24 protein-coding genes are annotated in these 25,602 nt (G+C 71.6%); 8 read left to right on the top strand and 16 right to left on the bottom strand.

Features of this window, described 5'->3' with window-relative positions; all coding sequences use genetic code 11:
• Positions 1–56: 56 nt before the first annotated feature.
• Complete coding sequence (locus AB0G50_RS30280; protein ID WP_360115327.1) at positions 57–1,301, bottom strand: 4-hydroxybenzoate 3-monooxygenase; 1,245 nt, start codon at positions 1,299–1,301, stop codon at positions 57–59.
• A gap of 186 nt (positions 1,302–1,487) precedes the next feature.
• On the opposite strand from AB0G50_RS30280, the gene AB0G50_RS30275 reads away from it, so the two are divergent.
• From AB0G50_RS30275 to AB0G50_RS30260, 4 genes are all read left to right on the top strand, one after another.
• Positions 1,488–2,468 carry an ABC transporter substrate-binding protein gene (locus tag AB0G50_RS30275; protein ID WP_360115324.1) on the top strand — a complete coding sequence of 327 codons (981 nt, stop codon included), beginning with the start codon at positions 1,488–1,490 and terminating at the stop codon, positions 2,466–2,468.
• Between the two features lie 416 nt (positions 2,469–2,884).
• Positions 2,885–5,866: a nitrate- and nitrite sensing domain-containing protein gene (locus tag AB0G50_RS30270; protein WP_360115321.1), complete on the top strand. Its 2,982-nt coding sequence runs from the start codon at positions 2,885–2,887 to the stop codon at positions 5,864–5,866.
• On the top strand, positions 5,863–6,285 hold the full coding sequence (locus AB0G50_RS30265) for a roadblock/LC7 domain-containing protein (protein ID WP_360115318.1): 423 nt from the start codon (positions 5,863–5,865) through the stop codon (positions 6,283–6,285). Before AB0G50_RS30270 ends, AB0G50_RS30265 begins: the two co-directional genes overlap by 4 nt.
• A gap of 34 nt (positions 6,286–6,319) precedes the next feature.
• Entirely contained in the window at positions 6,320–6,901 is a 582-nt protein-coding gene (locus AB0G50_RS30260; RefSeq protein WP_360115315.1) for an ATP/GTP-binding protein, read from the top strand.
• A 67-nt stretch (positions 6,902–6,968) separates the two neighbouring features.
• Here AB0G50_RS30260 and AB0G50_RS30255 read toward each other — a convergent pair whose 3' ends face one another.
• From AB0G50_RS30255 to AB0G50_RS30240, 4 genes are all read right to left on the bottom strand, one after another.
• On the bottom strand, positions 6,969–8,858 hold the full coding sequence (locus AB0G50_RS30255; protein ID WP_360115312.1) for a diguanylate cyclase: 1,890 nt from the start codon (positions 8,856–8,858) through the stop codon (positions 6,969–6,971).
• Positions 8,859–8,993: 135 nt separating this feature from the next.
• Positions 8,994–9,452, bottom strand: a complete 459-nt coding sequence (locus AB0G50_RS30250; protein ID WP_360115309.1) for a hypothetical protein — start codon at positions 9,450–9,452, stop codon at positions 8,994–8,996.
• Positions 9,424–10,041, bottom strand: coding sequence for a sigma-70 family RNA polymerase sigma factor (locus AB0G50_RS30245; RefSeq protein ID WP_360115306.1), 618 nt, complete (start codon positions 10,039–10,041; stop codon positions 9,424–9,426). The genes AB0G50_RS30250 and AB0G50_RS30245 overlap by 29 nt, the downstream gene beginning before the upstream one ends.
• Positions 10,042–10,149: 108 nt before the next feature.
• Complete coding sequence (locus AB0G50_RS30240; protein ID WP_360115303.1) at positions 10,150–11,355, bottom strand: S8 family serine peptidase; 1,206 nt, start codon at positions 11,353–11,355, stop codon at positions 10,150–10,152.
• A 74-nt stretch (positions 11,356–11,429) separates the two neighbouring features.
• Here AB0G50_RS30240 and AB0G50_RS30235 point away from each other — a divergent pair, with 74 nt between their 5' ends.
• Positions 11,430–14,042 carry a CHAT domain-containing protein gene (locus AB0G50_RS30235; protein WP_360115300.1) on the top strand — a complete coding sequence of 871 codons (2,613 nt, stop codon included), beginning with the start codon at positions 11,430–11,432 and terminating at the stop codon, positions 14,040–14,042.
• A gap of 257 nt (positions 14,043–14,299) precedes the next feature.
• On the opposite strand, the gene AB0G50_RS30230 is transcribed toward AB0G50_RS30235, so the two are convergent.
• The gene (locus tag AB0G50_RS30230) at positions 14,300–14,656 is read right to left on the bottom strand and encodes an STAS domain-containing protein (protein ID WP_360115297.1); all 357 of its coding nucleotides are present in this window, start codon (positions 14,654–14,656) and stop codon (positions 14,300–14,302) included.
• Between the two features lie 115 nt (positions 14,657–14,771).
• A complete protein-coding gene (locus tag AB0G50_RS30225) occupies positions 14,772–15,857 on the bottom strand; it encodes a glutamate--cysteine ligase (protein WP_360115294.1) in 1,086 nt (361 codons plus the stop codon).
• Between the two features lie 74 nt (positions 15,858–15,931).
• Here AB0G50_RS30225 and AB0G50_RS30220 point away from each other — a divergent pair, with 74 nt between their 5' ends.
• Entirely contained in the window at positions 15,932–16,921 is a 990-nt protein-coding gene (locus AB0G50_RS30220; protein ID WP_360115291.1) for a DNA topoisomerase IB, read from the top strand.
• 25 nt (positions 16,922–16,946) lie between these two features.
• Here the strand turns inward: AB0G50_RS30220 and AB0G50_RS30215 are convergent, their stop codons facing one another.
• The 6 genes from AB0G50_RS30215 to AB0G50_RS30190 all read right to left on the bottom strand — a co-directional run bounded on the left by AB0G50_RS30215 (position 16,947) and on the right by AB0G50_RS30190 (position 21,072).
• The gene (locus tag AB0G50_RS30215) at positions 16,947–17,873 is read right to left on the bottom strand and encodes a hypothetical protein (protein ID WP_360115288.1); all 927 of its coding nucleotides are present in this window, start codon (positions 17,871–17,873) and stop codon (positions 16,947–16,949) included.
• Between the two features lie 160 nt (positions 17,874–18,033).
• Positions 18,034–18,762 (bottom strand): SigB/SigF/SigG family RNA polymerase sigma factor, encoded by a 729-nt coding sequence (locus AB0G50_RS30210; protein WP_360115285.1) that lies wholly within the window; start codon positions 18,760–18,762, stop codon positions 18,034–18,036.
• Positions 18,759–19,118, bottom strand: coding sequence for an ATP-binding protein (locus AB0G50_RS30205; RefSeq protein WP_360115282.1), 360 nt, complete (start codon positions 19,116–19,118; stop codon positions 18,759–18,761). The genes AB0G50_RS30210 and AB0G50_RS30205 overlap by 4 nt, the downstream gene beginning before the upstream one ends.
• A 138-nt stretch (positions 19,119–19,256) precedes the next feature.
• On the bottom strand, positions 19,257–19,430 hold the full coding sequence (locus AB0G50_RS30200; RefSeq protein WP_360115279.1) for a DUF397 domain-containing protein: 174 nt from the start codon (positions 19,428–19,430) through the stop codon (positions 19,257–19,259).
• 4 nt (positions 19,431–19,434) lie between these two features.
• Complete coding sequence (locus AB0G50_RS30195; protein WP_360115276.1) at positions 19,435–20,277, bottom strand: helix-turn-helix transcriptional regulator; 843 nt, start codon at positions 20,275–20,277, stop codon at positions 19,435–19,437.
• Positions 20,278–20,418: 141 nt separating this feature from the next.
• Positions 20,419–21,072: a response regulator transcription factor gene (locus tag AB0G50_RS30190; RefSeq protein WP_360115273.1), complete on the bottom strand. Its 654-nt coding sequence runs from the start codon at positions 21,070–21,072 to the stop codon at positions 20,419–20,421.
• A gap of 247 nt (positions 21,073–21,319) precedes the next feature.
• Between AB0G50_RS30190 and AB0G50_RS30185 the strand changes: the two genes are divergently transcribed.
• Positions 21,320–22,333 carry a radical SAM protein gene (locus tag AB0G50_RS30185; protein ID WP_360115270.1) on the top strand — a complete coding sequence of 338 codons (1,014 nt, stop codon included), beginning with the start codon at positions 21,320–21,322 and terminating at the stop codon, positions 22,331–22,333.
• On the opposite strand, the gene AB0G50_RS30180 is transcribed toward AB0G50_RS30185, so the two are convergent.
• Complete coding sequence (locus AB0G50_RS30180) at positions 22,257–23,279, bottom strand: PHP domain-containing protein (RefSeq protein ID WP_360115267.1); 1,023 nt, start codon at positions 23,277–23,279, stop codon at positions 22,257–22,259. The two genes, AB0G50_RS30185 and AB0G50_RS30180, sit on opposite strands and share 77 nt — an antisense overlap.
• A 120-nt stretch (positions 23,280–23,399) precedes the next feature.
• On the opposite strand from AB0G50_RS30180, the gene AB0G50_RS30175 reads away from it, so the two are divergent.
• Positions 23,400–24,023 carry a TetR/AcrR family transcriptional regulator gene (locus AB0G50_RS30175; RefSeq protein WP_360115265.1) on the top strand — a complete coding sequence of 208 codons (624 nt, stop codon included), beginning with the start codon at positions 23,400–23,402 and terminating at the stop codon, positions 24,021–24,023.
• On the opposite strand, the gene AB0G50_RS30170 is transcribed toward AB0G50_RS30175, so the two are convergent.
• Together AB0G50_RS30170 and AB0G50_RS30165 are read right to left on the bottom strand one after the other, a co-directional pair.
• Positions 24,020–24,475 carry an SRPBCC family protein gene (locus AB0G50_RS30170; protein ID WP_360115262.1) on the bottom strand — a complete coding sequence of 152 codons (456 nt, stop codon included), beginning with the start codon at positions 24,473–24,475 and terminating at the stop codon, positions 24,020–24,022. The genes AB0G50_RS30175 and AB0G50_RS30170 overlap by 4 nt on opposite strands.
• Before the next feature lie 38 nt (positions 24,476–24,513).
• Positions 24,514–25,569, bottom strand: coding sequence for a dihydrodipicolinate synthase family protein (locus AB0G50_RS30165; RefSeq protein ID WP_360115259.1), 1,056 nt, complete (start codon positions 25,567–25,569; stop codon positions 24,514–24,516).
• Positions 25,570–25,602: the final 33 nt, after the last annotated feature.

The following is a 25,602-nucleotide window of genomic DNA, read 5'->3' as shown; positions in this document are numbered from 1 at the left end:
CTGTCCGGTCATCGGTGAGGGCTTTGCGCGGAGGACGCGCAAAGCCCTCTTCCGCTTCAGGGGCCGACGTAGTTCTGCGCGAAATAACCGGCCGAGGCGCCGGAGGCGATCAGGTGTTCCAGCCGGGCTTCGCCCAAACGGCTCAGGAAGGGCTCCGGCGATCGGTGGATCATGAACACCATCCACTGCGAGAACTCCTGGGCACGCCAGACCCGCCGCAAACAGATCTCGGAGTACGTCCGGAGCCCGTTGTCATCCCCCGATCGGTGATACTCGATCAGAGCAGCGGCCAGGACCTCGGCGTCGTGCAACGCGAGGTTCATTCCCTTCGCGCCCACGGGCGTGATGATGTGGGCCGCGTCGCCGAGAAGGTACAGGTTGCCGTGGTTCATTGGTTCAACCACATGACTGCGCATGTCCAGGATGCGCTTCTCCACGATGCGACCCTCGGTCAACTTCCAGTCCGAGTCGGTCAGCGCGAGCCGCTTGCGCAACTCCGCCCATACCCGTTCGTCGGGCCAGTTGTCCACCGAGTCGGCCACGGGCACCTGGAGGTAGTAGCGCGAAACCGTAGAACTACGGAGCATGTGGCCCGCGAATCCGTCCGGGTGCAGCGCGTAAATCACCTTGTGGGTCGACGGGGGCGCCTCGGCGAGCACCGACAGCCACTCGATGCCGTGCTGGTGGGAGTACTCCTGGATGGCGCCGGCGGGGATGCTGCGCCTGGTCACGCCGTGGAAGCCGTCCGCGCCGGCGATGAACGAGCAGTCCAGCCGCTGCGCCTCGCCGGTGGCGGATGTCCAGGTCAGGCGTGGTGTCGACGACGAGATTTCATGTACCTGTACGTCGGTGACGCCGAACCGGATGTCCCCTCCGCTCGCGATGTAGTGGCCCACCAGGTCCTTGACGACCTCCTGCTGGGGGTAGACGTAGTGGGTCTGCCCGCCGTACAACGCCGAGTAGTCGACCTCGTGGGCCCGGCCGTTCACCCGGAATTCACAGGCGCCGTGCCGGTCGGCCTCGCGCAGCAGTCGGTCGGCGAGCCCGTGACTGCTCAGCATCTGGACGGCCCGATGTTCGATCACCCCTGCGCGGGGTCGGGTCTCGATGTGCTCACGGGTCCCCTTTTCCAGTACCACGCAAGGGATTCCGGCCTCGCGGAGCAGGTTGGCGAGGGTCAACCCCGCCGGTCCCGCGCCGACGATGCCGACCGACCGTTCATTGCTCTGTACGGACCATTCGCTGTGACGATCGCTCACCGCGTACCCCTGCCTCTGGACAGCCTGTGCAAAGATGCTCACCGAAGGTAGTGGATCAGCCTTCGAGTGTCGGTCTACCGGGTACTTGTCGAACCTCGCACGTCACCGTGTGTGGCGTTGCAACCCCGGTCGACCGTGCATCCTGCCCCCGCAATGTCGCCACTCCAACAGGAGATGCCCCCCATGACTCCAAGAGTCGGCCGCACGGCCAGAAGGATCCTCGGCGTCGTGTCCGCAGTCGCGATGCTCGCCGTGGTCTCCGGCTGTGGTCTGCTCGGCGGTTCCGAGGACAAGCCGTCCAACGAGGCCGCAGCTCCGGGCAAGGTCGAGAAGTCGAAGATCAAGCTCGGTCTCCTCCCGATCCTCGACGTCGCGTCGGTGCACGTCGCGATCAAGAAGGGTTACTTCAAGGAGGAGGGTCTCGAGGTCGAGCCCGTCACGATCACCGGTGGCGCCGCGGCCATCCCTGGTCTGATCAGCGGCGACCTCGACATCACCTTCGGCAACTGGGTGTCGTTCTACGCCGCCGAGGCCAAGGGCACCGCGTCCAAGGTCGACGGCCTCAAGCTGATCAACGACGGCTACCAGGCCAAACCCGAGATGTTCCTGATCGTCACCAAGCCCGACTCGGCCGTGAAGACCCCCAAGGACCTGGCCGGGAAGACGATCGCGATCAACACCTTCAAGAACATCGCGGAGCTGACCGCGAAGGCGACGTTGCAGGCCAACGACGTCGACCCGAAGTCGGTCACCTTCAAGGAGTTCCCGTTCCCGGAGATGGAGGCGGCGGTCAAGAACGGCACGGTCGACGCGGCCTTCATGGTCGAGCCGTTCATCACCAAGGCCCAGCGCTCGATCGGCGCGGTCACCGTGCTCGACGCGGCCTCCGGCCCGACCGACGGCATCCCCGTCGCCGGCTACGGCACCACCGGGAAGTTCGCCAAGGAGAACCCGAACACGGTCGCCGCGTTCCAGCGCGCGATGGCGAAGGGTCAGCGCGACGCGGCCGACCGCCCCACGGTCGAGCCGCTGCTGGTGGAGTACGCGAAGGTCGACAAGGAAACCGCGAGCCTTGTCCACTTCGGCGAGTTCCCCACTTCCCTGGACGCGACGCGCTTGCAGCGGGTCGCTACGCTGATGCGGACCTACGGCTTGCTCGACAAGGACTTCGACGTCAAGCCGATGCTCGTCACCGGTTCCGGCAGTTGATCGTGACGGGCGGGTGGGAGGTCACGCCGTGCTTCTCCCACCCGCCCGTTTCCAGGTCGGGTCGGCAGCGTGAAAAAACCGTGAACCCGGGTTAGCGATCGTTTAGCTCGCAGCGGTAGGGCCCGGGTCACAATGGTTGATTTGCCAACTACCGCGTTCGGCGTCCGAACGGCGGTATGAGAATCAGGAAATATCCTCCAAGATCCACCGCGTTTGCAGGGATCTGTCGTTAACTGGCTGGGGGGCTGGGGAGTGTGCTGACGGTGCGCGGTCACGACGACCACGCCTCCGGGGAACCGGAGCGGATTGAACTCGACGCGGGTGCCGAGAGCGGGACACCCGACTCGGGTCCCGCCACTGGCACCACCGCACCCGCCGACCGGGGTATTTCCCGGTGGCGCCTGCGGAACTGGCGCTTGCGCAGCAAGCTCGCCGTGGTGCTGCTGGTGCCCGCGCTGAGCACGTTGGCCCTGGCGGGCCTGAGGTTGAACACGCAGCTCGGCGACGTCGAGCTGTTCGGCAAGGTGCAGCGCGAACTCGAGCTGTCCGCGCAGGTCGCGTCGGTGTCCGACGCGTTGCAGCTCGAACGCGACGCCGCGGTGGCCTTCGTCGCCGGCGAGCGGCGCGACGCCGCGGAGTGGACGAAGCGGTCCAGCGAGGTCGACGGCCAGGTCAGCAGGCTGCGCGACGTCACCGGGTCCACCTCGGGCATCGACCAGCCCGTGCGCGAGGCGTTCCAGAAGTCGTTGCAGGCCCTCGACGGGCTCAACGCCCTGCGCAACACCACGCAGGGGACCCTCTACCCGGACTCCTCGGTCGCGAGCGCGTACACCCAGATCCTGAGCGCGCTGGCCCAGGTCCACCGCGTGACCGCGAGCAGCCTGAGCAACCAGGACCTGACGCCGCTGTCCGGCGCGAACCTCGCGCTCTACAGCGCGAAGGAGCAGCTGTCGCTCCAGAACGCGATCCTGGTCGCCACCGCGAAGAAGCACGGGTTCGGCCCGAACCAGGAGGTCGCGCTGCGCGCCGCGCAGTCCCGACTGGACGCGGCGCTCACCGAGTTCGCGAACACCGCGAGCCCGGAGAACCGGCAGCGCTACTCCGACATCGTCTCCGGCTCCGCGGTCGACGCGCGCAGCCAGTTCGTGCAGCTGGCGCTGGTGCAGCAGGCCGACCAGGGCGAGGTGTCCATCCCGGACGCCGACGTGCTCAAGGCCGGCGAGGAGACCGCGAAGCTGATCCGCCAGGTGTCGGTGGACATCGAGAAGCAGGCCGACGACACGGTGCAGCGGTTGGCCGCCGAGGCCAGCACGGGCGCCTGGCGCGACGCGGCGCTGGTCGCGTTCGCCCTGGTGATCGCGTTCGCCCTGATGGCGTTCGTGGCCCGCTCGATGCTGACGCCGCTGCGCGTGCTGCGCCGCAGCGCCATGGACGTGGCCCGCAACCGGCTGCCCGAGGCGATCAAGAGGATCCGGACGCACCGCGACCCCGAGCGGGCCGCGGAAGAGGCCCTGGTGCCGGTGCCGATCCAGACGACCGAAGAGGTCGGCCAGGTGGCCCGCGCGTTCGACGCCGTGCAGCGCGAGGCGATCCGCCTCGCGGTCGAGCAGGTGGCGCTGCGCGCGAACGTCAACGACATGTTCATCAACCTGTCGCGCCGCAGCCAGGCGCTGGTGGAGCGGCAGATCGCGGTCATCGACCGGCTGGAGCAGGACGAGCAGGACCCCGACCAGCTGGCGTCGCTGTTCGAGCTCGACCACCTCGCCACCCAGATGCGGCGCAACAGCGAGAACCTGCTGGTGCTCTCCGGCACCACGGTCACCCGTCGGGTCACCCGACCGGTGCCGATCAACGAGGTGCTCGGCGCGGCGGTGTCCGAGGTCGAGAAGTACGCCCGCGTGCAGATCGCGCCCGCGCCGGAGCTCAAGGTCCAGGGCCGCGTGGTCAACGACCTCGCGCACCTCATCGCCGAGCTGCTGGACAACGCGACCGCGTTCTCCAAGCCCACCACCAAGGTCACGGTGCGGGCGATCGAGACGCGGCGCGGCGAGGTGTCCATCCGCATCCACGACCGCGGCGTCGGCATGCAGGAGCAGGACGTCCTCGAGGCCAACCACAAGCTGGCCGAGCCGCCCGAGGTCGACGTGTCGGTGGCCCGCGAGATGGGCCTGTACGTGGTCGGCCAGCTGGCCAAGCGCCACGAGATCCGGGTGACGCTGAGCAACAACGACGACATAGAGGGTGGTGTGACCGCGCAGGTCGTGCTGCCGGTCTCGTTGCTGCACCGCGGCGCCGACGCGCCCGCGCCCTCGCAGCGCCCCGCCCCGCTGCCGCCGCGCCAGGCAGACCTGTCCGTCGAGGACAGCGGTGTCGGCGTGCTCTCCGGCGTGCCGAAGTGGACGCCGGAGGCGACGCCGCCGTTCGACCGGCCGGACGCGACGCCCGCCCCGTTCCCGAACGCCGTGCACCACCACGAGGCGGAGCCCGCGACCGGGTCCGCGTTCGAGCCGTTCGAGCTGGAGCAGACCTCCGCCGCGGACCTGTTCACCGCCTCGGTGACCGAGACCGCGCCGCCGCCCGGCGCCGACGTGCCGGACTACACCTACCCGCCGTCGCTGCGCGCGGCGCCGGTGTACGAGGACGAGCCGGAGCCCGAGCCGGAACCCGTCGCGCACCACCACGAGGACGACGCCTCGGCCACCCAGCGGCTGCCGATCTACGAGGACGTGCTGTCCCGCTGGTTCCAGGGCAACGAGTCGTCCGAGGCGCCGGTGCAGGGGGAGCTGACCGCCGAGCACGCGGTGCACGCCGCCGTGTCGCCGGCACCGCCCGCGCCGCCGCGCGCCGCGCCTCCGGAGACGGTCAACGAGCGCACCATGTTCGCCGACCGGGCCGAGCTGATGGGCCCGGAGTCCGAGCACGACGCGCCGACCGAGTTCACCCGCGTTCCGCCGCCGCCACCCGCCAAGCCCGCCGCCGTGCCCGGTGGTCTGCCCAAGCGCGAGCCCGCGCCGTCGGCGATCCCGAGCAGCGGGCCCGGGTGGGGTTCCGCCGACGACGGCTGGTCGGCCGCGTCGAACCTGCTGAAGTCCACTGTGGACGAGACGACGTCCGTCGGCCTGCCCAAGCGCGTGCCCAAGGCGCGCTTGATGCCGGGCTCGCTCGGCGGACCCGCGCCCCGTCCCGCCGCGGCACCGTCGCCGCAGCCGGCCGCGAACGGCTCGTCGCCCTCGGGCGTGGCCACCGCGGCACCACCGCGCCGGTCGGCCGACCGGCTGCGCCAGAGGTTCGCCACCTACCAGCGGGGCGTGCAGCTCGGACGTGAGTCCGCGGACGGCGACGGCTTGCCATGGGAAGGGCTGCCGCTCGGCAGCAACGCAGACAAGGAGCAGAAGTGACCACCGCAGTTGAAGAACTGGACAACTTCAGTTGGCTGGTCGACGACTTCGTGAGCCGGGTCGCGGGTGTGGCGCACGCGATAGTGGTCTCCGCGGACGGACTGTTGCTCGCCTCCTCGGAGCGGTTGCCACTGGACCGCGCCGAGCAGCTCGCCGCCGTGGCGTCCGGGCTGGTCAGCCTGAACCTCGGCGCGGCGCGCTGCTTCGAGGCCGGTGACGTCAAGCAGACCGTGGTGGAGATGGAGCGGGGCTACCTGTTCCTGATGTCCATTTCGGACGGTTCGTGCCTGGCCGTGCTGGCCGCGCCGAACTGCGACATCGGCCTGATCGGGTACGCGATGACCCGTCTGGTGGAGCGCGTCGGCGTGCAGCTGACGCCCGAGATCCGCTCCCAGCTCCACGTCGCGATGCGCGGCTGACGCGTTATTTTCTACTAGGGAAAGCAGAAGCAACATGAACGGTCCTGGGTCCGGCGGGGCGAACCTCTCCGTGACGTCGACCAAGATCGTGGTGGCCGGTGGCTTCGGCGTCGGCAAGACGACGTTCGTCGGTTCGGTGTCGGAGATCGTGCCGCTGACCACCGAGGCGGTGATGACCGAGGCGAGCGTCGGCGTCGACGACCTGTCGAGCACGCCGAACAAGATGACCACGACGGTCGCGATGGACTTCGGTCGAGTCTCGCTGGACCGGGACCTGATCCTGTACCTGTTCGGCACGCCCGGCCAGCACCGGTTCTGGTTCATGTGGGACGACCTGGTGCGCGGCGCGATCGGCGCGGTCGTGCTGGTGGACACCCGCCGGCTGTCCGACGCGTTCGCCTCGATCGACTTCTTCGAGGACCGCGAACTGCCGTACGTGGTGGGCGTGAACTGCTTCGACGGCCTGCTGCACCACCGCATCGAGGACATCAGGGAAGCGCTGACCATCGACCCGGCGGTGCCGATCGTGCCGTGCGACGCGCGCAACCGCCAGTCCACCAAGCAGACCCTGATCACCCTGGTCGAACACGCGTTGCGCCAGCCGACCTTCGCGTGAGCCCGCCGGCGAAACCCTCCACCCCGAACTGCCGGGGTGGAGGGTTTCGCTTGTGCGCCAAGCGTTTCTAGTTGGTGACGAGGTCGCCGGTCGGACCCAGGACCAGCGCGCCCGCGGCGTGCAGCAGGGGGAGCAGGACGGCCAGCGCCTCGGCCGGCAGCGAGGTGTCGGGCAGCGGGTTCGGCTCCACCGCGTGGATCCCGTGGCGCTGCACCGCGGCGAGCTCGGCGAGCGCGAAGTCGAAGTCGTGCAGCAGGCGGCGGACGCCCATGTCGGCGAGGACGGTCAGGTTGTCCTCGACGCCGGGTTCGGCGAGGCCTCGGGAATCCAGGCTCAGCCACAGGTTCCCCGGCGCCAGGCCGGACTCGCGCAGCGCCGCGGACACCGGCGCGGTCAGGTCCGGGTCGCGGGACTGCTCGGCGGACAGCCGCACCACGACCGGCAGCTCCTCCACCGCCGCGAACGAGCACGCCTCGTCCAGCAGCCACTCGCACAGGTGCCTGCTCAACCCCAGCTCGTCGGCGAAGTCCAGGCACTCGCGGTGCGACACCGGGCCGAACTCCGGGTCGTGCCAGCGCAACCGGGCCGCCACCGCGACCACCTCGCCGTCCCGCTCCACGGGCCGGTAGTCGATCGCGATGTCGCCGTTCTCCAGCGCGCCGGGCATGGTCGCGATCAGCGACAGCCGCGACCGGTCCCGCTCGTCCTCGCCCGCGTCGTAGATGCCCCACTGGCCCTTGCCCGAGTGCTCGGCGCGCCGCAACGTGCTGTGCGCCTGCCGCAGCAACCCCATCGCGTCCAGGCCGTGCGACGCGGTCCGCACGAAACCCATGCCCGCCGACACGCCCACACCGTGCCCGGCCGCGAGGTACACCGGCTCGGACAGCGCGGTGTCGATCGCGTCCGCCAGCGCCGAGATGCCCGGGGTGGACGGCGAGTCCTCGATCAGCACCACGAACTCGTCGCCGCCGATCCGCGCGACCACCGCCGCCTCGTCCGCCACCACGGCCAGCAGCCGCTGCGCCACGACCTTGAGCAGCTCGTCGCCCGACTCGTAGCCGAGGCCGTCGTTGACGATCGCGACGCTGTCCACGTCCAGGTAGCACAACGTGATCGAACCCGGCCGGCCCAGCGCCTCCTCGAGCCTGGGCAGGAAGCTCTGCCGGTTGGGCAACCCGGTCAGCACGTCGTGCAACGCCTGGTGCCGCAACCAGTCCCGCAGCACGCGCTGGTCGGTCACGTCCTCCACGACCGCCACGTGGTGGCGCACCGCGCCGTCCTGATCGCACACCAGCGACAGCGCCACGTTCGTCCACAGCGGGTCGCCCGCGTGGTTGGTGAACTGCCGCTCCACCCGTGCCGCGACCCGACCCGCGTCGCGCATCCACCGCCACTCGGCGGCCAACTGCTCGGCGTCCTCGGCGGTGAACTCGCCGCCGAACGCCTCCCGCAGCGCGGGGTTCGTCTCGACCAGCCGACCGTCGGCGTCGAACAGCGCGACACCGACCGTGGCCGCCTCGAACACGCTGCGGAACCGGGACTCGCCGTCGCGCACCTGCTCGCGCAGCGACTCGACCTCGCGGCGCATCGCCTCGGTGTACCCGGCGGCCAGCGCGCCCAGCAGCACCGGCACCCGGTCGGCCGACTCCGGCACGAGCGCGGGCAACCCGGCGCCCAGCACCTCCAGGGTGCGGCGCAGGCAGGCGCGGCCGGTGAACCGGGCGGACACCAGCCACTCGCCGACCGCGTTCGCCTCCCGGGCCCGCGGCTTCGGGTCGGTCAACGCGGTCAGCAGCGCGCCGACGTGCCGGACCAGCTGGTCCCTGATCTTGGCCCGCGCCTTGGGTTGCGCGGATCTCGTCAGGGCGGTGGTCCAGCGTTCGGCGAGTTCGGCACGTGCGGGACGAGCCTCGGGAGCGGCACCCGGGGCGCGCGGAGATCTCGACGGCTTGGTCATCGTCTTTTCATGCGGCGGAGGAAGATCAGAACCGCAACTCTGGCGGAGTCGAATCCTTCGCGTCAAGGTTTGGGGCCGACTCGTTCCCTCCCGGACGGTGAGTGCCCCGTCGCAGGCGGAAAACCCGCGACGGGGCTACACGCACACCCAGTCGGTCACCACGGTCGTGCCGCCGACGTGGCAGCGCAGCCGCACCGGACCGGGCGGCGGCGGACCGAGCAGGAAGCACCCCAGCTCGTCGAGCTCCGCCTCCTCGACCGGACCGCTCGCGGTGGAGAGCTCCACCCGACCGGGTCCGGCCGGCAGCACCTGGCCCGCGATCCCCGCCTCGGTCACCTCGACCTGCACCGACACGCCCTCCGCGTCGAACACCAGCTGCCTTGCCGTCACCGACGCGCGGGCCCGGCCGGCCAACTCCGCGTCCAGGACCGAGTCGTAGCTGGTCAGCAGCATCAGCTCGGCGTCGACCGTGCGCCAGGTGTACGCGGCGCGCGCGGCCTCCGCGTACCCCGGCGGCACCTCGTTCGCCTCGGTCAACGCCTGTGCCAGCTCCCGCAGCAGGGCCTCATCGCTTTCCCACCCCGGAACGCTCATCCAGCACACCTCCGTCCTCCGACCGCGGCTCCAGGAACCGGAGCACCGACGGCGTCCTGCGCAGTTTCTCCAGGCACCGGATGCGGGTCGGGCCGATGCTGCCGACCGGCATCGCCAACTCCTCGCTCACCAGCGCGTACGAGGGCGGCGGGTCCTCCAGCAGCCTGGTCAGCAGCACCCGGCACTGCTCGGTCAGCTCGCGGAAGCCGTCGCGCACCGCCTGCCGCCGTTCCGCGGCCAGCAGCTCGTCGGCCAGGTCGGGACCGTCCGGCCCGGCCGGCTCCTCGTCCGCCAGCGGGTCGAACGGCTGGGTGCGCTGCTGGAGCCGCAGCATCCGCAGGCACTCGTTGCGCGTGGTCGTCGCGATCCAGCCGGGCAGCGCGTCCGGGTCGCGCAACCGGCCGATCTGCTCGACCAGCCGCAACCACAGCGTCTGGTTGACGTCCGCCGCGTCGGCCGGGCGCAGGCGGTGCCGGTAGATCACCGCCAGCACCAGCGGCGTGTAGCGGTCGACGATGTCGTTCCACGCCCGCTGGTCGCCCGCCGCCGCCGCGCGCACGAGCGCCGCGACCGGGGATGCAGGGGTCACGTCCCCTCCTCTTGTCCAGGGCGTGACTCGCCGCGTGGGGCCGGGTGCCGGACCGGGGTGTTTTCGCTGCCACACACTACGGAGTCCGGGCGACTCCGCCAGATACGCCTATCCGACGTACACGCCGTAGCCCGGGAAGAACGGCGCGCCGGCCAGCAGCTGGTTGCGCGCCGCCACCGCGGACAGGTTCGCCGTGGTCATCAGCGCCGCGATCCGGCCGGCCACGTGCGGCGCGGCGAACGAGGTGCCGAGCCAGTAGGCGAACCGGTCGTAGACGTCCACGGTCGGGTCGCCCGCGAGCTGCCAGCGCCCGCGCAGGTAGGTCGACGTCCGGTTGCCCACCGCGCACGCGTCCACCCAGTAGCCGTGGTTGCTGTAGCACGCCGGCGCCCGGCTGCCGTCCAGCTCCTGCGCCACCGCGGCCACCGCCGTCACCGACGGCAGCGCGGCGGGCCAGCTCGGCCGGGTGGTGCCCGCGTTGCCCGCGGACGCCACCACCACGACGTCCTTCGACAGCTTCTCGACCGCGCGGCGGATCGGCTCGGAGCACACGTCGTCCTGGGTGAAGCAGCCGAGCGAGATGTTCACGACGTGCACCGGGCGCTCGTCGAACGACGCCAGCGCCCGGACGAAGTCCTCCTCGGTGCCCAGCCCCCACGGGTCCAGTGCGCGCTCCGGGTCCAGCCGCACGCCCGCCGCGGCCTGCCGGACGACACCGGCGACGAACGTGCCGTGTCCGCCCTCCAGGGCGAAGTAGTCGCCGTACGCGTAGGCCGCGTCCACCTCGTCCGACCTGGGCGCGTACGAGCCGCCGAGCCACGTCGGGTGGTCGCTCTGCGCGCTCTGCGAGATGCCCGTGTCGACCACCGCGACCGTCACGCCCCGGCCCAGCGCGAGCTGCGCGGAGGTGGGGTTCGCCAGCGGTCCGGCGACCTTCGGCGGCTGACCCGGGTTGCCGTGCATGTTGCCGCCGTGGCCGACCGCCACGTGGTGCGGCTGCACGTAGGGGACGCGCTCGTTGGGCCATTGGGCGGGATCGCGCAGCAGCCGGACGATGTCCGGGATGTCGTCCGAATTGCGCGGCAGCACCAGCCGGGACATTCCCCCGAAATCCTTGCCGCGCTCGTTGGCGATGCCGTTCCGGGTGAGTTTGGCGGCCACCCGTGCGACGTCCTCGGGAATCGTCAACAGCTCCCGGGCGACGAAGAGGAACTCCCGCCCCCTTTCCGCGTACAGGCGGAAGTCCTGGTGTTCCCTGATCGACTTGAGGAACGCTTCCTGGTAAAGCTCCGCGCGATTCGGGGGTTCGGACACCACGGCCTCACAGCAGCGTCGTCGACAGGGTGAAGATCAAGCTACCACAGCGGACGTGGTAATAAGGTGGCTTCGTGGCCGTGGTTTCCGCCGCCGCAGCGCTGGACGCCCGGCAACGGGACCCGCGCGCGGCGATCGAGATGGGCCGTTCGGCGCTGAAGGCGGCCCGGGCGGCGGGAGACGCGCACGAGGCTTCGATCGCGGAGCGCGCGATCGGGTTGTCGTTGCGCGAACTGCACGATTTCGAGGGTGCCCTTCGACATTTGCGAAAATCCATCCGATCGGCGGAACGAGCCGGCTCCGCGCGGTTGGCCGCGCTCGCCCGGATGAGCCTCGCGTTCGTCCTGTCGAACACCGGCAGGCACCAGGCGGCGCTGCGCGCGGTCAACGCCGCGCTGCCCGACCTGCGCGGCGCGGACGCGGGCAGCGGCCGCATGCAACGGGGTCTGGTCCTGCACTACCTGTGCCGCTACGACGAGGCGCTGCGCGAGTACAACGCCGCGATCGAGGTCGTCCGCCGGTCCGGCGAACGCCTGGTCGAGGCCCGCGCGCTGAACAACCGCGGCCTGCTGCGCGCCTACACCGGCGGCCTGCGCGCCGCCGACGAGGACTTCGACCGCGCGGCCGCCCTCTACCTGGAGCTGGACCAGGAACTCGCGGTGGCGGACGTGCGCTGGAACGCGGGCATCTCGGCGTCGCGGGCGGGCGACGTCCCCCGCGCCCTGACCATGTTCGCCGAAGCCGAGCGCGAGTACCGCCGACTGGACGTGCCGCGGCCGGCGCTGCTGATCAACCGCCTGGAACTGCTGGTTTCGGTGCCGCTGCTGGAGGAGGCCCGCGCCGCGGCCGACCGAGCCCTGGAGGACCTCGGCGGCGACCTGGTCCTGGCCCGCTCCGAAGCCCTGTTCCACCGCGCCCGGATCGCGCTGCTCGAGGGCGACCTGGACCTGGCCGAGACGATGGCGATCTCCGCCCAGAAGGGCTTCCGCCGCGAGAAGCGCGAGGTCTGGGAAGCGGGCGCCCGGCACGTGGAACTGCGTGCGGCCTACCTGAGCGGCCGGCGCTCCCGCCGGCTGTCCACCGCGATGACCAAGGTCGCCGACCGCCTGGACGCCCTCGGCTGGCGCGTCGCCGCCCTGGAGGCCCGCGTCGACGCGGCCCTGATCGCCCGCGACCTCGGCGACCACCGCACCGCGCTGCGCGAACTGGCCGTGGCCGGCGCGGCCAGACGTGGCGGCACCGCCGCGTCCCGCGTCCAGGGCTGGTACGCCGAGGCGGTGGCCCGCGACCTGGCGGGCAACGCCCGCGGCGCCCAGATAGCGCTGCGTCGCGGGCTCGTGCTGCTCGACGAGTACCGGGTGTCGCTGGGCGCGGCCGAACTGCGGGCGTTGAGCGGGGCGCAGGGCAAAGCCCTGGCCCTGGAGGGCCTGCGCACCGCGGTGGCGGGCGGCCACGCCGCGAAGGTGCTGTCCTGGGCCGAGAGCTGGCGCGCGGGCGCCCTCCGCATGACCCCGGCCCGCCCGCCGGAGGACTCGGGCCTCGCCGACGCCCTGGCCGAACTCCGCGCCACCACGGCAGACCTGGAGTACGCCCTCTCCGAGGGCAGACCGACCACCGCGCTGCGCCAACGCCAGGTCCGAGCCGAACAACGGGTCCGCGACCTGACCCGCCGAACCAGCGGCGGCGGCTCGGTCCGCAAACCCCCGGCCGTCCCCGACCTGGCGTGGGCACTGGGCGAGGCGGCCCTGGTGGAGTACGTCGACTTCGAGGGCTCACTACTCGCAGTAGTGGTAGCCGGCGGCCGAGCCTCCCTGCACCGCCTGGGCCCGGCCGACGCCGCGGTGAGGGAAATCCGCCTCCTCCGCTTCGCCCTGCACCGCCTGGTCACCCTCCCGGAACACCTGGACCGGGCCGCGGTCCGAGCCGGCGCGGAACACGCGGCCACCCTCCTGGAATCAAGACTCCTGGCCCCACTCCACCGAAGAACAGCCGACCGCCCCCTGGTCCTGGCCCCCACCGGCCTCCTGGGCGGCCTCCCGTGGGCAGCACTGCCGGCTCTGCGAGGCCGCCCGGTCACCGTGGCACCGTCAGCCTCGGTCTGGCTCAGGGCGGCAACGTCGTCCCTCGTCCCCCACGACCGCCCACTACTGGCCGCAGGCCCCAGACTCCCCGCAGCCCCGACGGAAATCGGCGCGATAGCCACCCTGACCACCAAGGCGACGATCCTGGTGGACGAGGCGGCCACGGTCGACGCCGTGGCGGCGGCAATGGACGGCGCCCCCTTGGCCCACGTGGCCGCCCACGGCTCCTTCCGAGCGGACAACCCCTTGTTCTCCGCCCTGGAACTGGCAGACGGCCCCCTGACCGTCTTCGACCTGGAACGCCTCCAGGTCCCGCCGGCCAAGGTCGTCCTGTCGGCCTGCGACTCAGGCCTCTCCGCGGTACGCCCGGGCAACGAACTGATGGGCTTCACCGCCGCCCTGCTGGGACTGGGCACAAGAACCCTGATAGCCCCGGTGGTCCCAGTCCCGGCAGAGGTGACAACCCCACTGATGATCGACCTACACCGCCGCCTACCCACGGCGACAACCCCGGCCCAAGCCCTGGCGGACGCCCAAGCGGCCTACATGGCAAGGGGCGACACGGAATTCGCCGCAAGCGTAGGCTTCCTGACCTTCGGCGCCTGACCCGAGCGCAACGGTCGCGCCGACCAAGCCAGGGGCCTCGTGTTCTCCCCGTATGGCCTGGGCGAAGCCCAACCGCATGTGTCAAGGGGGCACATCAAGCGCTACCGCCGGCCAAAGTCGACAACGGCCCCCTTGACGCATGTGGTTGCCTCAGGCAGGCCATACGGGGAGAACACGACGCCCTTCCTCCCCGGAGGCGCTGCCCGTCCGGCGAGGACGCTTTTACGCTTTTCCAGCCGCCCCGACGAGAACCGCACTCAGCTCCCCAACGCCTCATCCACAGACTCGGCAAGCGTGAAGACGGAGTCCAACCCGGTGGCCTCGATCGGCCGCCGAACGGCCCGAGTGGACGCGGCCAACACCAACCGCACCCCCACGTCCCGAGCCCGGTGACTCCCGACCACCAACGCCTCCAACCCGGCCGACCCGAGGAACCGCACGCCACCGAGGTCGACGACGACCAGGCGCACCCCCTCGACCACCTCGGTCCGCAACGGCCGAGCCAACTCCTCGGCACTGGTCGTGTCCAGCTCACCGGACACGTGCAAGACCACGACGTCCTCCGCCGGTCGCTCCACCCGAACGGAAGCAAGTGTCGCCGCGGGATCAGGCACGCCGGTCTCCTCTCACTAGACGCCGCACCGACTGCGACGCACTCTCCACGGTAATCCCCATCAACCCGAGCCACCCCGACCCGAGCCACCCCGACTCACACCCGAGCCACGCGACTCACCCATCCCCAACGGTCTCGGCCAACACCAGATCCACGAGATCCCGGGCATCGGCCGACCGTCCAAGCCCGCGCCGCTGCCGAGCCGCCCCGCTGCCCCCGGTCCGAGTCCACTCCAGGTACTCCCGAACCACACCCAACGCCCCGGCGTCGTCCAACGCGGCCTCGGCGATCCCGACCAACTCCGCCACCAACTCCCGGGCGGGAACCAGCCCACCGGTCCGAGGGTCGACCCCCAACCCCTCCAACCCGTCCCGGGCGGCCCGCCAGTGCGCCGCCCGCAGCAGCACGTCGTCCACCACCTCGGCCTCCCCGGACGACGCGGCGGTCCGCGCGAAGGCCCGGATGACCTCGGCGATCACCACCGCGTCCCGAGTGGTCAACGGGATGTCCGCGACCCGGACCTCGACCGTCGGCACGTGCGACGACGGTCGCACGTCCCAGTAGACCATCCCCGGATCCAGCAACACCTCGGTCTCCACCAGTGCCCCGACCAACCGGTCGTAGTGCGCGGCCGACTCCAGGTGCGGCGGCGGACCACCGACCGGCCAGCGCGACCACACGATGGACCGCCAGCTCGCGTACCCGGTGTCCTCGGCCTGCTCGATCGGCGAGTTCGCGCTCAACGCCAACAACGTCGGCAGCCACGGCCGCAGCGCGTTCGAGATCCGCACCGCGACGTCCCGGTCCGGCACCCCGACGTGCACGTGCATCCCGCACACGCCCTGACCGCCGAGCATCTTGCGGTGCGAGTACGCCATCCTCCGGTACCGCGCCTCGTCGGTGATGTGCGGCGGTCCGGACTCGCCCAGCGGCGGCACGCCCGACGCCATCAGCCGAGCCCCGGCCGCGAACGCCGCGTCGGCCAGGTGCCTGCGCCCCAGCCGCACCTGCTCGACCAACTCCTCGTGGGTGGCGCACACCGGCGTCGCGACCTCGATCTGGAACGGCGTCAACTCCCGCTGCACGTCGAGTTCCGACCCGGCGTGCTGCGCGACCGACTCCGCCGCCGGGACCGGACGGCGTGTCTCGGGGTCGACCAGGAGGAACTCCTGCTCCACCCCGACGGTCCACGGCTTCGTCATGGCGCTCTCATACCCGATGGGTGCTCGGTTCAACCCTCGGGTTGACCACTTTTCGAACCGGGCACCCCGGCCTGGTGAGACTGCGACGAAGCGACCCCGCGTCACCCGGATGGCGGCGTCGGGCCCGCGGCCGGGGCTTCGGCTACACCGACGCCGACGGCGCGCCCCTGCCACCCGACGCGGTGGCCCGGATCAAGGCGCTGGTGATCCCGCCCGCGTGGCGCGACGTGTGGGTGTCGCCGCACCCCAACGGCCACATCCAGGCCGTGGGCACCGACGCGGCCGGCCGCCGCCAGTACCTCTACCACGAGCGCTGGCGGCAGAACCGGGACGAGGAGAAGCACGACCGGGTGCTGACCCTGGCGCCCGCGCTGCCCGCGTTCCGCCGCGCGATCACCGCCGACCTGCGCCGCCGGGGGAGGGGCCGGGCCCGCGTGCTCGCGGTCGCACTGGCCACTCTGGACCGCGGCGTGTTCCGGGTCGGCGGCGACTCCTACGCCGAGGACAACGGCACCCACGGCGTCGCGACGCTGCTGTGCTCGCACGTCACCGTGCATGGGTCCGAGGTGGACTTCCGCTACCCGGCCAAGGGCGGCATCGAGTTCACCACCACGCTGGAGCACCCCGACCTGGCCCGCGCGGTCGCCGCCCTCAAGCGCGCCGGCCACCCGGACGAGCGCCTGCTCACCGACTCGACCGGCCACGAGGTCGCGTCGGACGAGGTCAACGCCCGCTTCAAGGAACTGGTCGGCGACGAGCACACGGTGAAGGACCTGCGCACCTGGCACGCGACGGTCTCGGCGGCGGTCGCGTTCGCCCGGGCGGACCGCCCGAGCTCGGCCCGGGCGCGCAAACGCCTGGAGGCCGAGGTGATCCGCGAGGTGTCCGAACTGCTCGGCAACACACCGGCCGTCGCCCGGAAGTCCTATGTGGACCCTCGGGTGGTCGAGGCGTTCCACCGCGGCGAGGTGATCAAGAAGTGCACCGGCCGCACCCTCAAGAAGTGCACCGACCGCACCAAGGCGGAACGCGAGGTGATCCGCCTGCTCTCCCAAGACGGGTGAAGACCGGGCCACCCCACCCGCACCCTCAGGGCACGAGCAACGCCCCCACATCCTCGTGCAACCGCACGGCCCCACCGACCAGCACCACGTCGGCCCGCTGCTCCACGGCCCGCAACGGCACCAACTCGTCCACCCGCACCCCGTCCACCTCGCGCCCGCCCACGAGGGGCTCGCTCAGCAGCACGGTCTCCACCCGCCCCTCCTCCAACGCCGCCAGCACGTCCGCGACCCCGTGCACGGCGCCGCCCGCCATCCGCGTCGTCTCGTCCCGGAACCGCCGCACGACCGCCCGCCGCCCCTCCCGGTCCGCCCGCCCCGCGAGGTGCGGCACCTCCCGGTCCGGCGAGCCGTCGACCTCGACGACCAGGTGGTGGTACCGGTCGGGCAGCGCGACCCGCAGCGACCGCCGGCACGACAGCGGCCCGGCCAGCACCAGCAACGGCGCGCCGAGCCGGTCCACCAGCGAGGTCGCCTCGCGCGCCACGTCGGCCAACTCCACCGGGTCCAGCCGCTGCTCGGGCCGCCGCGCGCCGACCGTGGCGACCGCGACCGGCCGCCCGGTGCTGTCGACGCCCCGCAGGTCCGCACCGTGCTCGTCCACCCGCACCACGACGTGCGGCACGAGCGGTTCGGACAGCTCGACCAGCGGCAGCAGGTACGGCAGCGCGCCCAACCGCGCGGTGTACCCGGTCGGCGGCACGGGCAGGTAGCGGTCGACCAGGATGCCCTCCCGGCACACGACCAGCGCCCGCCCGGCCAACCCGCGCGGCGGCGCGTCGTCGGCGAACACCGACTCGTCCACCGGCCGCAACAACTCCTCGCCGGCGCCGTGCGCCTCCAACTGGTCGCGCATCGCCCGCCAGCGCAGCAGTGCGTGCTGGGTCACGTCGAAGTACACCGAGACGAACGGTCCGTCCGCTTCGGCCACCCGGTGCAGGCCGCAGGTGCGCATTCAAGTCCTCCCGGTAGCTGTCCCCGGTGGTTACCCGCTGTGCGGTCACCGGAACCGCGCGTCGACACCGGGCCACCCACAAGACGATCCGCGAGTCACCCCGCACAACAGCGGGTCACCCCACGACGAAGCGGCCCTCACCGCAGCCCCACCACGGCCTTCACCCCTCCACCAACAGATCCCGCATCCGCGCCAGCGACCGGCTCAACAGCCGCGACACGTGCATCTGCGACACCCCGACCGAGTCCGCGATCTGGCTCTGCGTCATGTTCCGGAAGAAGCGCAGCACCACGATCCGCCGCTCCCGCTTGGGCAGCCCCCGCAGCATCGGGTCCAGCGCGTGGTGCAGCTCCACGACCTCCAACGCCTGGTCCTCGGCCACCAGCACGTCGGTCAGGTCCTCCTCGTCCAACGACACCAGCCGGTGCGCGGACGCCGCGTGCAGCCCCTCGTAGACCTCGTCCAGGCTCAGCCCGAGGTGCTTCGCGACCTCGCTGGGCGTCGGCGCGCGGCCGGTGCGCCGCGACAGCTCGACCCGGGCCACGTCGATCGAACCGCACAACTCCTTGAGCCGGCGCGGCACCCGGACCGCCCAGCCCTGGTCGCGCAGGTGGCGGCGGACCTCGCCGGTGATCGTGGGCACCGCGTAGGCCAGGAAGTCGATGCCCCGCGCGACGTCGAACCGGTCGACCGCGTGGATCAACCCCAGGGCGGCGACCTGCCGCAGGTCCTCGACCGACTCGCCGCGTTCGGCGAAGCGGTCCGCGATGTGCCGCGCCAGGGGCAGGTGCTCGGTCACCAGCTGGTCGCGCAGGCGCTGGTAGTGCCGGCCGTCCTTCTCGGCCGCCGCGAGTTCGTGGAACAGTGGCTGGTAGTCGAGCGCGCTCATGCCCGGCACCTCAGTTCGACGTGCAGTAGGCCGTTCCCGTCGACCCACGTGGCGACCGCGTCGGTCACCGCGCTGACGACCCGCCAGTACAACGACTGATGGTCCGGCACGGTGACCGCCGACGACCGGACCTCTGCGCGAAACCGAACCGATTCACCTTCTCGGGTGAACCGGCAGGCGAGTACGGCGTGCGCGGCGGCACGGGAGACCAGGACGGTGCACGCCTCGTCGACGGCGATCACGAGGTCGATGGCGAGTTCCGGGGTGGACCTGGCGATCTGCGCGGCCACCGCCCGGACCGTCGAGAGGTGGGCGGGCCCGGCCGCCAGTCGCAACTCCACCTCGGAACAATCCATGTGCGGTGATCGCTCCTCGGGTTTCGCGGCCTGCTGGGGTCCCCGAGGTACCCGAACGGTGGTCGCACTACACCCCGTCCACAGAGGACGGACGCCCCGAATCGAGAAAGCCGCGACCTTTCGGCGATTGCCCGGCGGTCAGGTTTTCAGGGTCGTCAGGAAGGTGCGCGCGGTGTCCAGCGGGATGGACAGCACCGGGCCGGTGGGGTTCTTCGAGTCGCGGAACGCCACCGCGCGGTCGACCCGCGCCACCTCCACGCAATTGGCCACGTTGCTGCTGCGGGTGCTCTTGCGCCAGCACGGTTCGACCATGGGGTCACTCCCTCGTGAGCGCCGAGATCAGGTTCGCCGAGCCCTCCGGGGGCAGGGCGACCTCGACAATGGTGCGCAGTGCGCCGCGGAAGCCGTCCAGGTCGGCGGCGTCGTCGAAGAACCGGCCGGTGTGCTGGTTCTCCACGAAGGCGGTCGTGGGCTCGTGGCGGAAGTCCAGCAGGGTGAACGACCCGCGCACGCCCACGTGCGGACCGGCGCTGGTGGGCACCACGAGCACCGTGATGTTCGGTCGTTCGCCCAGGTCCACGAGTTGTCTGAGCTGTCTGCGCATCGGGCCCTCGCCGCCGACCCGGATGCGCAGCGCGGACTCGTGCAGCACGGCCAGGAACTGCGGGGCGGAGGACCGGGTGAGGATGGTCTGCCTGGCCATCCGCGCGGACACCAGCGCGTCGACGTCCCGGTCGGACAGGTCGGGGTCGACCGCGCGCAGCAGCGCCTGGCAGTACTCGGCGGTTTGCAGCAGCCCCGGGACCATCATCGTCTCGTAGCTCTGGATGCGGGTCGCCTTGTCCTCGAGGTCGATCAGCGTGCGCCACAACCTCGGCAGCCCGGCCTGGCGCTCCCACCAGCCCATGTCCTCGCCCCGGCGGACCAGGTCGAGCAGTTCCTTGCGGCGCGCGGGCGAGACCCGGTAGTAGCCGAGCAGCGCGTTCACGTCCTCGAACTGGAGACCGCTCTTGCCGGTTTCCATGCGGCTGATCTTGCTCGCCGACACGCCGAGGACCTCGCCGACGTCCTCGCAACTGAGTTTGCGTTCCTCCCGGTACAGCCGCAGCGCGTTCGCGACCGTGCGGGACCGGACCGACGTGTACGCGTTCCCTGGCATGGCGACATATTCGCGGCACCCAATAGGTGGTGGCAATGACACCTTTGGGCTATTCGCATAACGTGTCGGCAATGTCTCAATGTGTCGATTGCTCTCTTTGTCGAAAAATCCGGAATGCAAATTGCCGATTGCCGCGGGCGGCTACCGGGCGTAGTGGTCTCCCGGCGGTACCGCACCGGCGCCCACCGCCCGTTCGACGGCCTGCGCGCGGCTCGCCACGCGCAGTTTGCGCAGGATCGCGGTGACGTGGTTGCGCACCGTCTTCGGGCTCAACCCGAGCGCGCGGGCGATCGCGTGGTCGCCACGACCGGCGACCATCAGCGCGAGCACCTGGCGCTCCCGCCCGGTGAGGTCCGGCAACGCCCCGGACCGGTCCGGCGGCGCGCCGAGCCGACCCAGCACCCGCGCCGCGATCGTCGGACCCAGGACCGCCTCGCCGTCGCCCACCGCCCGCACCGCGCGCACGACCTGCGCCGGCCGCGACCCCTTGAGCAGGTAGCCGAGCGCGCCCGCCCGCAGCGCGGCGAAGATCGACTCGTCGTCCTCGAACGTGGTCAGCACGAGCACCCCGGTGCCCGGCCGCGCCGCGACGATCCGCGCGGCGGCCGCGACCCCGTCCGCGCCCGGCAGGTTCAGCACCAGCACCACCACGTCCGGGCGCAGCTCCGCGGCCAGCGCCACGGCCTGCTCGCCTCCGCACGCCTCGCCGACCAGCTCGATGCCCGGCGCCTCCAGGAGCGTCGCGACCAGCCCGTGGCGGAAGATCGCGTGGTCGTCGGCGACCAGCGCCCTCATCGCGCCCCCGACGCCGCGCGCCCGCCCGAATTCCGGCCCACGTCGCCTCCCCAGGTCGGCGGGAAGGGGCTCCCGACCGGGAGGCACCCCCGCAGGTCAAGTCGCGCCGCACGCCCGACCCGTTTCGGCGATTCGGTCGAAATCCCACTTCAGGGGGAATCGATCGGAAACACGGTGACGCAACGACGTATCAACTCGCTCGTTCTTTGCTCCATACGGTTAGCGGATGCCACGGGAGGGTGGACGTATGAGGCAGACAGGTGGTCGGGCCGTGCTCCAGGTCCACCCGACCAGGCTGTGCAACCTCCGGTGCCTGCACTGCTACTCCAGCTCCGGGCCGGACGTGGCGGAGTCGATACCCATCGCGGTGCTGCGCCAGGTGGTGCGCGACGCCGTCGACCTCGGCTACGACGTGGTCAACGTGTCCGGCGGCGAGCCGTTCCTCTACCCCGAGCTGCCCGCGCTGCTGCGCGCCGCCCGGGACGCGGGCCTGCGCACCACCGTGACGACCAACGCGGTGGCGCTCAACCAGCGCCGGATCGGCCTGGTGCGCGGGCTGGTCGACCTGGTCGCGGTGTCGCTGGACGGCGACGCGGCCACCCACGACCGCATCCGGGACCGGACCGGGAGCTTCGACAAGGCGCTGACCGGCATCCGCCGGCTGGTCGAGGTCGGCATCCCGGTCGGCGTGGTCACCACGCTGACCCAGGGCAACGCCACCCAGCTCGGCGACGTGGCGCTGGCCGCGGCCGACTCCGGCGCGCTGCTGCTCCAGGTGCACCCGCTGGAGCCCGAGGGCGCGGCGAACCGGCTGATGCCGGGTGAACGCCCAGACGCCGTCGAACTCGCCTACGCGGCGGTCGAACTCGGCCGGATCGCCGAGGAGCACGGACTGGCCGTGCAGCTGGACGCCGTGCCCCGGACCGTGCTGACCCGCCGCCCCGGCGCGTTCATGGCCGCGCCCGTCGAGCCGGACACCCCGCTCGGCCGGTGGCTGACCCCGCTCGTGGTCGAGGCGAACGGCGCGGTGGTGCCGGTGTCCTACGGGTTCGACCGCCGCTTCTGGCTGGGCAACGTGCACGACCGCCCGCTGGCCGACCTGGCCGCCGACTGGGACCCCGACCCGTTCCTCACGCTGTGCCGGGGCACCTGGGAACGCCTGGTGAACGGCCGCACCGGACCGCTCATCCCGTGGTACGGCCACCTGGTCCGGGCGTCCCGCGCCGACGCGCCACCACCTCGGCCGCGCTCCTCGTGTTGATCACCCGCTCGGGCCCGATGCCCAGCTCCTCGGCCCGTTCGCAGCCGTAGGACACCCACTCCAGCTGACCGGGCGCGTGCGCGTCGCTGTCGATGGCGAACTCGCACCCCAGCTCGTCCGCGAGCGTCAGCAGCCTGGTCGGCGGGTCGCGCCGCTCCGGCCGGGAGTTGATCTCCACCGCGGTGCCGTGCTCCCGGCACGCCTCGAACACCGCCTTCGCGTCGAACGTCGACTCCGGCCGCCCCTTGCCCACCACCAGCCGGCCCGTGCAGTGGCCCAGCACGTCCACCCGAGGGTTGGACACCGCGGTCAGCAGCCGCTCGGTCATCTCCCTCTCCGGCATCCGCAGCTTCGAGTGCACGCTCGCCACCACGAGGTCCAGCCGCGCCAGCAGGTCCGGGTCCTGGTCCAGCGAGCCGTCGTCCAGGATGTCGACCTCGATGCCCGTCAGCACCAGGAAAGGGGCCAGTTCCACGTTCAGCTCGGCCACCACGTCCCACTGCGCGCGCAGCCGATCGGCGGACAGCCCGTTCGCCACGGTGAGCCTGGGGGAGTGGTCGGTGAGCACCACCCACTCGTGCCCCAGCGACCGCGCGGCCTCGGCCATCTCGCGGATCGGGCTGCCGCCGTCCGACCAGTCCGAGTGGGTGTGGCAGTCGCCCTTGAGCCGCGCCCGCATCGCCTGCCCGCCGAACACCGGCGCGCGCACCTTCGCCAGGTAGGACGGCTCGCGCCCGGCCAGCGCGTCGACCACGACACCCGCGGTGGACTTGCCGATGCCGGGCAGGTCGGTGAGCGTCCCGTTCGCGGCCCGCGCGGCGATCTGGTCGGCCGTCAGCTCCGCGAGCACCGCGGCGGCGGAGCGGAACGCCCGGACGCGGTAGGTGGGCTCGCCCGCGCGCTCCAATTGGAACGCCACCTGTCGCAACGCCCACACCGGGTCCACCCGTCCTGTCTACCCGAGGCGTCCCGCCCCGTCCACTGTGGACGTGCCACTGCGCCGACCCGGTGTCATCGGACTTCCGGGTCTTGCGGAGGCGTGGTCGCGGAACCCAGGATGTGCGCCATGTCCCCACGCACGCCGGTCGGCGTCGGGTCTCGGCGGCGGCCCAGCAAAGGCGACCTGACCTCGCGCGCCATCCTGGACACCGCGACGCGGTTGTTGCGCACCCGGGCACTGGAAGACATCGCCGTGGACGAACTCGCCTCGGGAGCCGGGATCTCCCGCTCCACCTTCTACTTCCACTTCGCCTCGCGCGAGGCGGTGCTGCACGCGCTGGCCACGTCCGTGCTGGACGAGCTCTACGAGGCCGCGTCGTCCTGGCTGCGCCGGGGCAGCGAGCCACCGGAGGACGCGATCCGCCGCGCGCTGGGCGCGAGCCTGGCCGTCTGGCGCGCGCACGGTCCGGTGCTGCGTGCAGCCGCACGTGCGGTGGACGACGGCATGCGCGCGTTCTGGGCGGGCGTGGGCAAGAAGTTCGTGGACGCGACCGCGCAGCAGATCGCCCTGGAACGCGCCGAGGGCACCGCCCCCGACGGCCCGGACCCGCGCTCGCTGGCCGCCGTCCTGGTGTCCATGAACGAACAGGCCTTCCTGGCCAGGACGACCGCGCGCCGCTCGGCGCGAAAGGACCGCGACCTCGTCGACACCCTGACGTGGGTGTGGCTGAACTCGGTGTACGGCCGCTAGAACAGCGCCCCGAGCGCCCGCAACGACCTCTCCATCCCCCGCGCGACCGCCCGCGCGCCGAAGAGCTTGATCAGCAAGCCCTTCCCGGCCGACGCGGGCTCCTGGAGCGACCGCAGCCGCACGAGCGTCCCATCACCGGACGCCTCCAACTCCACCCGGAACTCGGTCCGCGCCGCCAACCGGGGCGCGTCCTTCCCGTCCCACCGCTCACCCACGTGCCGCCACGCCACCACCGCGGGCCGCCGGTACTCGACCACCTCCTGGTCGACCTCGGACACCCGCCCCCGCCACCGCCCGAACACCGTCCGCCGCTCCCCGCACCCACCCCCGCCGACCACCTCGACCCGGTCGGCGAACGCGAGCCACTCGACCACCCGATCGCCCCGCGACACCACGTGCCACACCCGCTCCGGCGAGGCGTCGACCAAGCCACTGCGCACGACCTCGATCATCACCCCATCGTACTAACGTCCACAAGGGACGGTGGATCTCACCGCAACCCCCACCGGGTCAACACCGAGGCCACCACAGCCCGCCCCTCGACCGACAGCACGGGAGAGGGCGCCCGAACACCGGCCCCGCACACCCCCAACAACGCCAACGCCTCCTTCACCACGGCAACGGGATGGGGCAACTCCACCAACGGCCGCACCACGTCCCACACCGCCATCGCGCCAGGCAGGTCCCCCTTCCCCAACGCCGCGTGCAACCGCAAGGACAACTCGGGCAACACCACGGCAACAGTGGAAAGAAACCCGGAAACCCCGTACACCGAATGCCCCGGAACCCCCAACTCCCCACCCCCGCTCAACCACACGACCCGCTCCAACCCGACGTCCCGAGCCACCACCCCCGCCCGAACCGGATCCCCACCTCCGACCACCACCCCGACGACGTTGGGACACGCGTCCACCAACGCCGAAACCTCCCGAGCCGAGACGAAATCCGCCCGCACCACAACCCCGACCGAAGGAACGGAGTCGGCAAGCACCCGGTGGTACACCACCCACCCCTCCCCGACAGCCCCGACCGGCGGATGCACGAAAACCCCGTCCACCCCCCGAAACCCGGCATACCGAGCAGCCGCCACCGCAGACTCGAGATCACCCCCCACCGCCCCGAACACCACCGCCCGCCCCCGCGCGACGTCGACGGCAACATCGACAACCTGACGAACCTCCCCACCGGAAAGCCCGGAGAACTCCCCAAAATCCCCACCCGCCACCACAACGGACACCCCACCGGAAACCAACCGCTCGACCACCGCCCCAACCCCACCCCCATCCACCCGCCCAGACCCCGAAAACGGAGTCACCACCACCCCCACAACCCCACCCAACCGCCCAAACCGATCCCGTCGCCGCACCCCGAGCACGTTAAGCCGCCACCCCGCAGACCAGAAGATCCAACTCCCGCAACGACCCCCACATCCCCCAACCGGCCCAGCCCCAGAAGCGCCGCAGGGCGCGCAAGCCCAAGGCTGGGGCCTCGTGTTCTCCCCGTATGGCCTGGGCGCAGCCCAACCGCATGTGTCAAGGGGGCACATTCAGCGCTACCGCCGGCCAAACTACGAAACGGC

It is taken from the genome of Actinosynnema sp. NPDC020468 (genome assembly GCF_040642015.1).
Classification (GTDB): domain Bacteria; phylum Actinomycetota; class Actinomycetes; order Mycobacteriales; family Pseudonocardiaceae; genus Actinosynnema.
The sequence above is the reverse complement of the archived record's forward strand: the minus strand, read 5'-3'. Positions and strand labels throughout refer to the sequence as shown.

Excerpts from the sequence above, each read along its gene's own strand:
- AB0G50_RS30205 (WP_360115282.1), bottom strand. The coding sequence starts at position 19,118 with ATGGATTGTTCCGAGGTGGAGTTGCGACTGGCGGCCGGGCCCGCCCAC.
- AB0G50_RS30225 (WP_360115294.1), bottom strand. The coding sequence starts at position 15,857 with ATGACGAAGCCGTGGACCGTCGGGGTGGAGCAGGAGTTCCTCCTGGTC.
- AB0G50_RS30210 (WP_360115285.1), bottom strand. The coding sequence starts at position 18,762 with ATGAGCGCGCTCGACTACCAGCCACTGTTCCACGAACTCGCGGCGGCC.
- AB0G50_RS30165 (WP_360115259.1), bottom strand. The coding sequence starts at position 25,569 with ATGTGCCCCCTTGACACATGCGGTTGGGCTGCGCCCAGGCCATACGGG.
- AB0G50_RS30170 (WP_360115262.1), bottom strand. The coding sequence starts at position 24,475 with ATGATCGAGGTCGTGCGCAGTGGCTTGGTCGACGCCTCGCCGGAGCGG.
- AB0G50_RS30185 (WP_360115270.1), top strand. The coding sequence starts at position 21,320 with ATGAGGCAGACAGGTGGTCGGGCCGTGCTCCAGGTCCACCCGACCAGG.
- AB0G50_RS30175 (WP_360115265.1), top strand. The coding sequence starts at position 23,400 with ATGTCCCCACGCACGCCGGTCGGCGTCGGGTCTCGGCGGCGGCCCAGC.
- AB0G50_RS30195 (WP_360115276.1), bottom strand. The coding sequence starts at position 20,277 with ATGCCAGGGAACGCGTACACGTCGGTCCGGTCCCGCACGGTCGCGAAC.
- AB0G50_RS30250 (WP_360115309.1), bottom strand. The coding sequence starts at position 9,452 with ATGAGCGTTCCGGGGTGGGAAAGCGATGAGGCCCTGCTGCGGGAGCTG.
- AB0G50_RS30215 (WP_360115288.1), bottom strand. The coding sequence starts at position 17,873 with ATGCGCACCTGCGGCCTGCACCGGGTGGCCGAAGCGGACGGACCGTTC.
- AB0G50_RS30200 (WP_360115279.1), bottom strand. The coding sequence starts at position 19,430 with ATGGTCGAACCGTGCTGGCGCAAGAGCACCCGCAGCAGCAACGTGGCC.
- AB0G50_RS30260 (WP_360115315.1), top strand. The coding sequence starts at position 6,320 with ATGAACGGTCCTGGGTCCGGCGGGGCGAACCTCTCCGTGACGTCGACC.
- AB0G50_RS30190 (WP_360115273.1), bottom strand. The coding sequence starts at position 21,072 with ATGAGGGCGCTGGTCGCCGACGACCACGCGATCTTCCGCCACGGGCTG.
- AB0G50_RS30255 (WP_360115312.1), bottom strand. The coding sequence starts at position 8,858 with ATGACCAAGCCGTCGAGATCTCCGCGCGCCCCGGGTGCCGCTCCCGAG.